This window comes from Arthrobacter sp. 35/47 (assembly GCF_000520475.1).
Taxonomy (GTDB): Bacteria; Actinomycetota; Actinomycetes; order Actinomycetales; family Micrococcaceae; genus Arthrobacter_D; species Arthrobacter_D subterraneus.
Genome location: NZ_KI914606.1, coordinates 5,401 through 14,387, shown reverse-complemented (window position 1 = coordinate 14,387; position 8,987 = coordinate 5,401). Strand labels below are relative to the sequence as shown.

The 8,987-nt window shown below is 68.4% G+C and carries 9 protein-coding genes; 2 read left to right on the top strand and 7 right to left on the bottom strand.

The features are described 5' to 3' along the window. Window positions 1-24 precede the first annotated feature (24 nt). The 4 genes from X803_RS0111900 to X803_RS0111885 are packed head-to-tail and all read right to left on the bottom strand — an operon-like array spanning window position 25 to window position 4,353. The gene (locus tag X803_RS0111900) at window positions 25-1,098 is read right to left on the bottom strand and encodes a mandelate racemase/muconate lactonizing enzyme family protein (RefSeq protein ID WP_026545311.1); all 1,074 of its coding nucleotides are present in this window, start codon (window positions 1,096-1,098) and stop codon (window positions 25-27) included. Further along, entirely contained in the window at window positions 1,095-2,000 is a 906-nt protein-coding gene (locus X803_RS0111895) for a 5-dehydro-4-deoxyglucarate dehydratase (RefSeq protein WP_026545310.1), read from the bottom strand. Before X803_RS0111895 ends, X803_RS0111900 begins: the two co-directional genes overlap by 4 nt. Window positions 2,001-2,003: 3 nt before the next feature. Then, window positions 2,004-2,951: an NAD-dependent epimerase/dehydratase family protein gene (locus X803_RS0111890; protein WP_026545309.1), complete on the bottom strand. Its 948-nt coding sequence runs from the start codon at window positions 2,949-2,951 to the stop codon at window positions 2,004-2,006. After that, complete coding sequence (locus X803_RS0111885) at window positions 2,944-4,353, bottom strand: Gfo/Idh/MocA family protein (protein ID WP_026545308.1); 1,410 nt, start codon at window positions 4,351-4,353, stop codon at window positions 2,944-2,946. Before X803_RS0111885 ends, X803_RS0111890 begins: the two co-directional genes overlap by 8 nt. Window positions 4,354-4,510: 157 nt before the next feature. Here X803_RS0111885 and X803_RS0111880 point away from each other — a divergent pair, with 157 nt between their 5' ends. Further along, window positions 4,511-5,536 carry a LacI family DNA-binding transcriptional regulator gene (locus X803_RS0111880; RefSeq protein ID WP_026545307.1) on the top strand — a complete coding sequence of 342 codons (1,026 nt, stop codon included), beginning with the start codon at window positions 4,511-4,513 and terminating at the stop codon, window positions 5,534-5,536. Between the two features lie 58 nt (window positions 5,537-5,594). Next, window positions 5,595-5,861, top strand: coding sequence for a GlsB/YeaQ/YmgE family stress response membrane protein (locus tag X803_RS0111875; protein ID WP_026545306.1), 267 nt, complete (start codon window positions 5,595-5,597; stop codon window positions 5,859-5,861). Between the two features lie 112 nt (window positions 5,862-5,973). Here X803_RS0111875 and X803_RS0111870 read toward each other — a convergent pair whose 3' ends face one another. The 3 genes from X803_RS0111870 to X803_RS0111860 are packed head-to-tail and all read right to left on the bottom strand — an operon-like array spanning window position 5,974 to window position 8,800. Beyond that, the gene (locus tag X803_RS0111870) at window positions 5,974-7,347 is read right to left on the bottom strand and encodes an NAD(P)(+) transhydrogenase (Re/Si-specific) subunit beta (RefSeq protein ID WP_026545305.1); all 1,374 of its coding nucleotides are present in this window, start codon (window positions 7,345-7,347) and stop codon (window positions 5,974-5,976) included. Further along, window positions 7,344-7,655 carry an NAD(P) transhydrogenase subunit alpha part 2 gene (locus X803_RS0111865; protein WP_026545304.1) on the bottom strand — a complete coding sequence of 104 codons (312 nt, stop codon included), beginning with the start codon at window positions 7,653-7,655 and terminating at the stop codon, window positions 7,344-7,346. Before X803_RS0111865 ends, X803_RS0111870 begins: the two co-directional genes overlap by 4 nt. Next, window positions 7,655-8,800: a Re/Si-specific NAD(P)(+) transhydrogenase subunit alpha gene (locus tag X803_RS0111860; protein WP_026545303.1), complete on the bottom strand. Its 1,146-nt coding sequence runs from the start codon at window positions 8,798-8,800 to the stop codon at window positions 7,655-7,657. The genes X803_RS0111865 and X803_RS0111860 overlap by 1 nt, the downstream gene beginning before the upstream one ends. Between the last annotated feature and the right edge of the window lie 187 nt (window positions 8,801-8,987).

The following is an 8,987-nucleotide window of genomic DNA, read 5'->3' as shown; positions in this document are numbered from 1 at the left end:
CAGCGCCGCCCGGACGCTGCCAAATCAACGGGAGGGGCGGAGCTCCAGGCCGAGGCCGGGCTGGCCCGTGACCGTCAACCCGGCTTCCGTGATGCTGACGGGTGAGGGCCCGGCAAGGATGCCCAGCTCGGCCATGGTGGCGCCGTCGACCGCTTCCACCCACGCCGTCTCAGCAAGAGTGGAGGCCAGCTGGCCGGACAGTTCCGGAAGCAGGTGCGGCGCAATGGCAATGCTGTTGGCCCGTGCCAGTTCGACAATCCGCCGGAACGGCGTAATCCCACCGACTCGGACGATGTTGGGCTGGATGATGTCCACGGCTTCGGCCTCGATGAAGTCGCGGAACCGGTAGATGGTGTGCACGTTTTCGCCCAGGGCGATGGGCACGGACGTGGAGCGCCGCAGCCGCCGGTAGGCGGAGAGATCGTCCGCGCGGAGAGGTTCCTCGAGCCAGTGCAGGCCGTACTCACCGAGCCGGTCGAGGGCACGCAGCGTGGTGGGGAGGTCCCACCGCTGGTTGGCGTCAATCATGAGCGCACGGTCGGGGCCGATGATCTTCCGGACGGCGGCGATGCGCTCCGCATCTTCGCGCAGGTCCGGCTTCCCGACCTTCACCTTTACGGCCCGCCGGCCCTCGTCCACCCAGCGCTGGGTCTGCTCGACGAGCTCCTCCAGGCTGTAGTGCAGGTTCACTCCCGATCCGTACACCGGCACAGTCTCACGACGGCGGCCCAGCAGGTCAGGCACGGAACAGCCCGCCTGCCGCCCGGCCAGGTCCCACAGGGCGAGGTCGACGCCGGCCATCGCGATGGTGGTCAGCCCTCCCCCGCCGGCTTCGTGGAGCCGGGCCCACAGTGCGTCCCACACCTCCTCGGCGCGGGCGGGCAGTCCCGCGACGAACGGCGCGATGTCATGTTCCAGCAGTGCCAGCACCGCCTGTGGGCCGATCGTGGGAGTCCAGGAGAATCCGGAGCCCACACCGCCGTCGTCGGTGGTTACCGTGGTGGCGATGAAATGGTTCTCGGGGACATCCGCTCCCCACGGGCGCGGCAGCGGAACGGTGAGAAGCCGGGCGGAGAGGCCGGTGATGTTGGCGCTCATGAGCCCGCAAGCTCCCGGCCGGCGGCGAGGATGGCCTTCAGCTCCACCAGCTGGCTTTCGGAGGGATCGACCAGCGGTGGGCGGACGGAACCGACGTCGAGCCCGTCCAGCCGCAGCCCGGCCTTGATGAGCGAGACGCCGAAGCCGGGAGTCTGGTCGCGCAGGCGCACCAGCGGGGCGTAGAAGCCCTCAAGCAGGCGGTGCCGGGCCGGTTCGTCGTTGCCGATGTAGGCGCGGTAGTACGCCGTGGTGATCTCCGGTGCCATGGCGAACGCCGCAGATGAGTAGAGCGGAATTCCGAGTCCGCGGTAGGCGCCCTGGCTGAGTTCAGCGGTGAGGAGCCCGTTGAAGAACTGGAAGTCGGAACGGCCCGTGGCGGCAACCGCGGTAACGATTTCCTGCGCCAACCCCACGTCACCCACACCGTCCTTGAACCCGACCACCTTGGGGTTGGCGGCGAGCCGGGCAACCGCGTCGGCGGTGAAGGCCCCGTTGGCCCGGTGGTAGATGATGACGGGCAGGCTCGACGCCGCAGCCACAGCCTCGACATACGCGATGAGACCGTCGGTGGGCCCCTTGACGAGGTAGGGCGGCAGGACCAGTAGAGCGTCAGCCCCTGCCTCCTCGGCGGCGCGGGCCGCAGCACGGGCGTGGCCGAGCGGCCCCCCGGTGCCGGCCACCACGGGAACCTGCCCGTTGACGGCACGGACAGCGGTGGTCACGACAGCGCGGATCTCCTCAAGATCGAGGGCATGGAACTCGCCGGTACCGCACGCAGGGAAGACACCCCCCGGCTGGTGGGGCAACCGCGACTCGATGTGCTCGCGAAGCATGCCCGGGTCCACGGCTCCGGACGGGGAGAAGGGCGTGACGGGAAAAAACAGCACTCCATTGAACTGCATGACTTACCTGGCTTCCTGGATAGCGGAGGCGAGCTCGGACGCTGCAAGCTCCGAACGCCAGCTGCGTTTCGGCTCCCACCCCAGCAACCGGCGGGCCTTATCGATTGAAAAGGCCGGGCGTGATCCGGTGAGGTTCGCGGCGAGCGACCCGGAGGCGGGAAGATAGCGCGGGATGAGTTCAGCGAGCGGCTCACGGGCCAGGGCATCCGCGGCGCCCACAAAGAACGTTTCACCGTTCGGAATGCGGTCCATGGACTGCAGCAGCACGTCGAGGAAATCCGCCACGTCCCGCGCATCGACATAGTTGAAGACCGCCGGCGCGGACAGCGCCGGATCATCCAGGCGTTCGACGACGGTGTGCCCCTGCTGCGTGGGCGCGCCCGCCCACTCCTCCGGCGAGATGACATAGCAGGGCCGGAACGCGGCGTAACGGAGCCGGTCCCCCTGCGCAGCCGCGAACATCCGCATGGTCTGCTCGGCCACCAGCTTGGAGAGGCCGTAGGCGTGCCATGGCTTCGGCGTGGTCTCCTCGTCCAGCGGGAAGGCCTCCGGCACCCAGCCGGCCGGCGACCCGTAGCCGAGAACCGTGGGGCTGGACGCCGTGATGATCCTGCCGATGCCGAGCTCGGTCGCAGCCCCCATCACCTGGAAGGCGAGCTGGCTGTTGGTCTGCAGGATGACGTCCTCGGGCGCGCTGAACGGGACGGCGATCGCGGCGAGGTGGATGACGGCGTCGGGCTGGTGCTTTTCCAGGACCCGGCGAGTCTCCCCGGCTGCCAGCAGGTCAACCGGCTCCTGGCGGATTCCTGCGGGGAACACTCCGTCGGGAACAGCTGTGCGGTCCACGGAAACGACGCCATACCCTGCGTCAGCCAGGCCGGTCACCACGCTGCGGCCCAGCCTGCCGGAGCCGCCCGTTACGAGGACGGTGGTCTGTGCCCGCTCAGCCACGGCGCACCCCGTCTTTCCGGGCCGTGAGGTCAGCACCCAGGTCCAGTTCGCTGATGCGCACCGGCAATGACGACTCGAGGGAGGCATTCCCCGCGATCCCGACGGCGACGGCCCGCAGCCCGTCCAGGTAGCCGGACGGCCTGCCCAGCGGGTCCTCCCCCGGACCCTCGAACAGGTCGGCAAGCAGGAGCGCATCCCCGCCGCCGTGGCCACCCTCCCCGTTCACAATCGGGACCTCGACGGCGGGTTCCCAGTGGCGCTGGAGGATGAGGCGCTCGCCGTTGGTACGGACGGCGTCATCCTCCTCCACCGGGGTGGCGCTCGGGTCCACCACGTTCTTCTTGTCCGTACTGCCGGACACCGCTGCGCGCTCCACCACCTCAAGCTCGGCGCGGCCCAGGGTTCCGTTCACGGCCACCCGGTATCCCTCCCAGGGGCTGTGCGCATTGAGGGAGTAGCTCAGGGTGGGCCCGGTCCGGTAGTCCACCACCAGGGCCAGGTTGTCCTCGATGGTGATGCCGGGGGCAAAGACGTCCTGGTCACGCTGGTAGCCGTCGTGATGCTCGTTGGCGTAGTAGAGCGCGTTGAGGCGTTCATCGTCGCGCAGGTCGAGGGCAAAGGGATCGCCCGCAGAGGCATCCGTGGTGCCGCGCTCCGGGCGGTTGGCCAGGCCGCGCGCGGCAGCGTTGCGGTCGCCGTAGAAGCGCAGGCCGCCGCTGGCGTAGACCCGCTCGGGCACGTCGTCGATCCACCAGTTCACCAGGTCAAAGTGGTGCGATGCCTTGTGGATCAGCAGTCCGCCGGAGTTCTCCTTGCGGCGGTGCCAGCGGCGGAAGTAGTCGGCGCCGTGGACGGTGTCGAGCATCCAGCTGAAGTCGATCGAGGTGACGGTGCCGATTGCACCGCTCTGGATGATCTCCTTCAGTGCGCTGTTGCGCGGCGAGTACCGGTAGTTGAAAGTCACGACGACGTCGCGGCCGGTCCGGTCGATCGCTTCGCAGATCCGGCGGCAGCCCTCGGCGTCGATGGTCAGCGGCTTCTCGACGACGACGTCGGCGCCCGCTTCCAGCGCCTCAACGATGTAGTCGGCGTGGGTGTAGTCCGGCGTGGTGACGATGACGCGGTCAATCCGGTTGTCCCGGATGAACGAGGTCAGGTCCTGGGGCCGGAACTGGAGGACCTCCGTACCGGGAGCCAGTTCCGCTGCCAGTCTGAGGTAGTACCCGGCCCGTCCCGGATTGGTGTCTGCGATGGCCACGAGTTCCGCGGAGGACGCGTGGTCGCCGAGCGCGGCGCGGACATACATTTCTGCCCGCGACCCGGTACCGACCAGCGCCAATCGGGTACGTTCGCGGTCCGCGGCCGGGTTCCCGGCGGGAAGAGTCTGGGGGGCGGTGCTCATGTGGCTCCTTATGGTGGCCGTCAGTGGCGTTCGTCCAAAAAACTGCGAAATCGAGAAAACGTTTTCTGGAAAAGGTTATATGCTTTCTATCAACACACCGGTACGCCCGTCAACCATTCGTTGCGGGGGCGCCGATCCCCATCCGGATGAGGAACCTATGGCCAGGAAAACAGCCAACCGCAGGGTAGGCATTACTGACGTCGCGCAGCGGGCTGGAGTCTCACTGGCCTCGGTCTCGCGGGTCATGAACGGCAACTTCAGCGTGGACCCCGATATTGCCGCCCGGGTCCGCGCCGCCGCAGCCGAGCTCAACTACCACCCCAACGCGGTAGGGCGCAGCCTGGCCCTCGGCAAGACCGACACCATCGGGATTGTGGTTCCGGACCTGGCCAACCCCACCTTCCAGGGCATGCTCCGCGGAGTCAGCCGCGCCGCCGCCCAGGACGGCTACCGCGTACTGATTGCGGACTCCTCCGAGGTCTCCAGCGAGGAATCCATTCTGGCGGGCGAGGCACGGCGGCGGTGTGACGGCGTCGTACTCTGCGCACCACGCATGAATGAAGCGGAACTGGAGGCGCTGCTTCCGTCCCTCCAGCCGCTGGTGCTCATCAATCGTTCGACGGCGGACATCCAGACCCCCAGCCTCGTGGTGGACTACGGCCAGGGCATCCAGGACCTGGCGGCGCACCTGGTGGAACTCGGCCACACCCGACTGGTGTTCCTCGCCGGTCCGGAGCGCAGCGCCGGCAACCAGGCCCGTCTGCAGGGGCTGGATAAGTTCCGCGTGGACCACCCGGAGGTAGAGCTGACCACGCTCGCCGCGGGCTCGAGTTTCGAAGCGGGCCATGTGTCCGCGGAGGCGGTTCTCGCAACCGGGGCAACAGGCGTGCTGGCGTTCAACGACCTCGTGGCCATGGGCCTGCTCAGCGGACTCCATGAGCGCGGGATCGAGGTTCCCGGGGACATTTCGGTGACCGGCTTTGATGACATCCCGTTCGCGAACTACACCACGCCGCCGTTGACCACCGCGGCGGTTGCGATCAACGACATCGGCGAGCAGGCGTGGCATGAGCTGCGTCAGCTCCTCGGTGACGGGGATCCCGAACCCGCCCACACCACCTTTCAGCCGGAGCTGAAGCGCCGCGGGAGCACCGGCCGGGTCAAGAAGTCCACCCTAAGTTGATTCCGGATGCGAAGCAGACTTAGTGTTTTCGGAAGGAACACCACCTAAAGGAGGCATCATGATTGGCTTTATCATTGCCGGATTGATCATCGGGGCGCTTGCCCGGCTCATCAAGCCAGGCAAGCAGAACCTCGGGCTGCTCGCAACGCTGCTGCTCGGACTGGCCGGATCGGTGATCGGAGGGCTGGTTGCCAGCTTCTTCCACACCGGCGGAATCTTCGAGCTGAACGTGCTCGGCTTCATCGTTGCGGTCATCGCAGCGGTTCTGCTGATCGGCGTTGCCGAGTCGCTGTCCGGTCGCCGCAACCGCAGCGTTCGCCGGTAAGCACTGTCGGCGCACCGCGCCTCGCACAGAAACGGCCCTAGGGCGCAGAATCGCCGGTTCGAACCGGCGGTCCTGCACCCGGGGGCCGTTTTTGTGCCCCGTGCGACGTCCGCTACAGCGCCTTCACCGCACCGAGCACCCTGATCAGCGACTCCTTGGCGTCCCCGAACAGCAGGGTGGTCTTCGGCGAATACAGCAGCTCGTTTTCGATGCCGGCGAACCCCGGACGCATGGACCGCTTGAGGAAGACCACCTGCCCTGCATCAGAGACCTCGAGGATGGGCATCCCGTAGATCGGTGACCCGGGCGAGGTCTTCGCCGCCGGGTTCACCACATCGTTGGCGCCCACCACCAGGGCAACGTCCACGTTCCGGAACTCCGGGTTCACCTCGGCCATCTCCCGCAGCGACTCGTACGGCACATTAGCCTCCGCGAGCAGCACGTTCATGTGTCCCGGCATCCGTCCGGCCACCGGGTGGATCGCGAAGGACACCTCAACCCCCCGTGCTTCCAGCGCGTCCGCGAGCTCGGCTATCGTGTGCTGACCCTGGGACACCGCAAGCCCGTAGCCGGGCACCATCACCACCCGCTGCGCGTACCCGAGCATGACGGCAACGTCCTCCGGCCCCGACGCCCGCACCGGCCGCTCGCTCACCGTTCCTCCCCCGGCCGTGGACCCGCCGCGGAATGCGCCGAACAGGATCCCGCTGACCCCGCGGCCCATCGCAGCGGCCATCGCCCGGGTCAGGATGGTGCCGCTGGCGCCGACAAGTGTTCCGGCCACGAGCAGCAGCACGTTATCCAGCACCACGCCGGAGGCCGCCACGGCCAGCCCGGTAAACGCGTTGAGCAGGGAAATGACGATCGGCACGTCCGCGCCGCCGACCGGCAGCACCAGCAGCACTCCACCCGCCAACCCGAGCAGCAGCAGCACGCTCGCCCACACCAGGTTGCCCGTCGCCGTCACCAGCACCGCAGCCACCAGAAGGGCAACGACGACGGCGGTCATCACCCACCGCATGCCGGTGAAGATGACCGGGCGGGTGGTCATCAGTTCCTGCAGCTTCGCGACGGTGATCGCCGAGCCGGCGAAGGACACCGCACCCACCACGAGAGTGAAGACGACGGCGGCACGCACCCACGCGCCGTCGTGCGCTGCGAGTTCCGGGATGGCCACCAGCGCTGCCGCACCGCCGCCTACCCCGTTGAAGAGCGCGACCAGCTGCGGCATCTGGGTCATGTGGACGCGCCGTGCAATGGGTGCGGCGATCGCGGCACCCACTGCCACCGCAATGAGGATGGCCGGCAGGTTCTCCAGCCGGGCGGACAGGAAGACGGTGACGACGGCGATCGCGGCTCCCGCGGCACCGATGAGGTTTCCGCGGCGGGCGGTACGCGGGGAGCTCAGGCCTTTCAGCGCGAGGATGAAGCAGACCGCGACCGCCAGGTACAGCAGCGCCGTGGCTTCGGAGGGGAGGACGTTCATGCGCCGTGCTCCGGGTCGGAGTTCCCTGACTGGGTGCGGCCGCGGAACATGTGGAGCATCCGGTCGGTCACTACAAATCCGCCCACCAGGTTCACCGTGGCAAGCAGCACCGCGAGCAGTGCGAGTCCCAATGGCAGCGGTTCGGCGGCCTGCCCCGCCACGAGGATGGCGCCGACGAGGATGATGCCGTGGATGGCGTTGGCGCCGGACATCAGTGGCGTGTGGAGGGTGCTGGTCACCTTGGAGACCACCTCGAAGCCGACAAAGACGGCGAGCACCACGACGGTGAGGAGGGTGGACAGGTCCATCAGGAGGCTCCTTCCAGTGCGGCGGCGGTGGGTTGGTGCAGCACCGCACCGTCGGAGGTGAGGCACGCACCGGCAACGACGTCGTCGGTGAAGTCCGGTACCACCCGACCGTCGACGGTCATGAGTTCCACGAGGTTGGCGACGTTGGCGGCAAACAGCCGCGACGCGTCGGCGGCCATGGCCGAGGCCGCGTCCTTCATGCCCACCAGGGTGACGGTGCCGCCTTCGCCCTGCACGGCGACGCTGTGCCCTGCCCGTGTGCCTTCCACGTTGCCACCGGTCTCGGCGGCGAGGTCGACGACGACGGCACCGCCCTTCATTCCCTGCACCATGGCGGTGGTCACCAGGAGCGGCGCGGGCCTGCCGGGGACGGCGGCCGTGGTGATCAGGACGTCCGATGCCGCGATGTGCGGGGCGAGGAGCTCCCGCTGACGTGCCGCCCGGTCCTCGCTCATCTCCCGGGCGTATCCGCCGGAGCCTTCAATGGCGTCCAGGTCGAGGTGGATGAAGGTGCCGCCCAGGGAGGTGACCTCATCTTTGGAGGCGGGGCGGACGTCATACGCGGAGACCCTGGCGCCCAGCCGTTTCGCCGTTCCGATCGCCTGGAGCCCGGCCACGCCGGCGCCGAGCACCAGGACGCGGGCGGGGGGAACGGTTCCCGCCGCCGTCATATAGAGGGGGAAGAAGCGGGGAAAACGGATTGCCGCCTCGAGGACCGCGCGGTATCCGGCCACGAGGGACTGGGAGGACAGCGCATCCATGGACTGGGCGCGGGAAATCCGCGGGATGAGCTCGAGCGCAAAGGAGGTCACCCCTGCCTCGGCCAGGGCGCGGACGGTGGGCAGTTCCGCTGCCGGGGAGGCGAAGCCCACCGTAATGGTGCCGGGACGCAGCCGGCAGGCTTCCTCCACGGTCAGCGGCGCGACATGGCACAGGACCGCGGGGGCGATTGTGTTCTCGTCGAGGGTCGGGACGACGAGGGCTCCGGCCGCACGGTACGCCGCGTCCTCGTGCCCTGCGTGGACCCCGGCGCCGGATTCAACAGCGATGTCCAGGCCGAGCTTCGCCAGTTGGCGGACGGAGGCGGGGGTCGCCGCCACCCGGCGCTCGCCCGCCCGGGTTTCCCGCTTGATTCCCACCAACACAGTCCGGTTCCCTTCCAGGTCTCAGCACCTTCGCCCAGCCGCTGAGACTTAGCATCACACAGCCGGGGTACCTGCGGAATGCAACGGCGGCCGGTGTTGCGGGAAGGTTATGCGGCGGCTCGTCCAAAGGCGGCCATGGGCTGACGCGGCAGGCGGACGGCCGAAGGCGGCGGGCTCAGGCCTGGGC

Bases quoted from the DNA above. Each gene is read 5' to 3' on its own strand.
- X803_RS0111900 (WP_026545311.1), bottom strand. From the start codon at position 1,098: ATGAGCGCCAACATCACCGGCCTCTCCGCCCGGCTTCTCACCGTTCCG.
- X803_RS0111895 (WP_026545310.1), bottom strand. From the start codon at position 2,000: ATGCAGTTCAATGGAGTGCTGTTTTTTCCCGTCACGCCCTTCTCCCCG.
- X803_RS0111885 (WP_026545308.1), bottom strand. From the start codon at position 4,353: ATGAGCACCGCCCCCCAGACTCTTCCCGCCGGGAACCCGGCCGCGGAC.
- X803_RS0111880 (WP_026545307.1), top strand. From the start codon at position 4,511: ATGGCCAGGAAAACAGCCAACCGCAGGGTAGGCATTACTGACGTCGCG.
- X803_RS0111875 (WP_026545306.1), top strand. From the start codon at position 5,595: ATGATTGGCTTTATCATTGCCGGATTGATCATCGGGGCGCTTGCCCGG.
- X803_RS0111870 (WP_026545305.1), bottom strand. From the start codon at position 7,347: ATGAACGTCCTCCCCTCCGAAGCCACGGCGCTGCTGTACCTGGCGGTC.
- X803_RS0111865 (WP_026545304.1), bottom strand. From the start codon at position 7,655: ATGGACCTGTCCACCCTCCTCACCGTCGTGGTGCTCGCCGTCTTTGTC.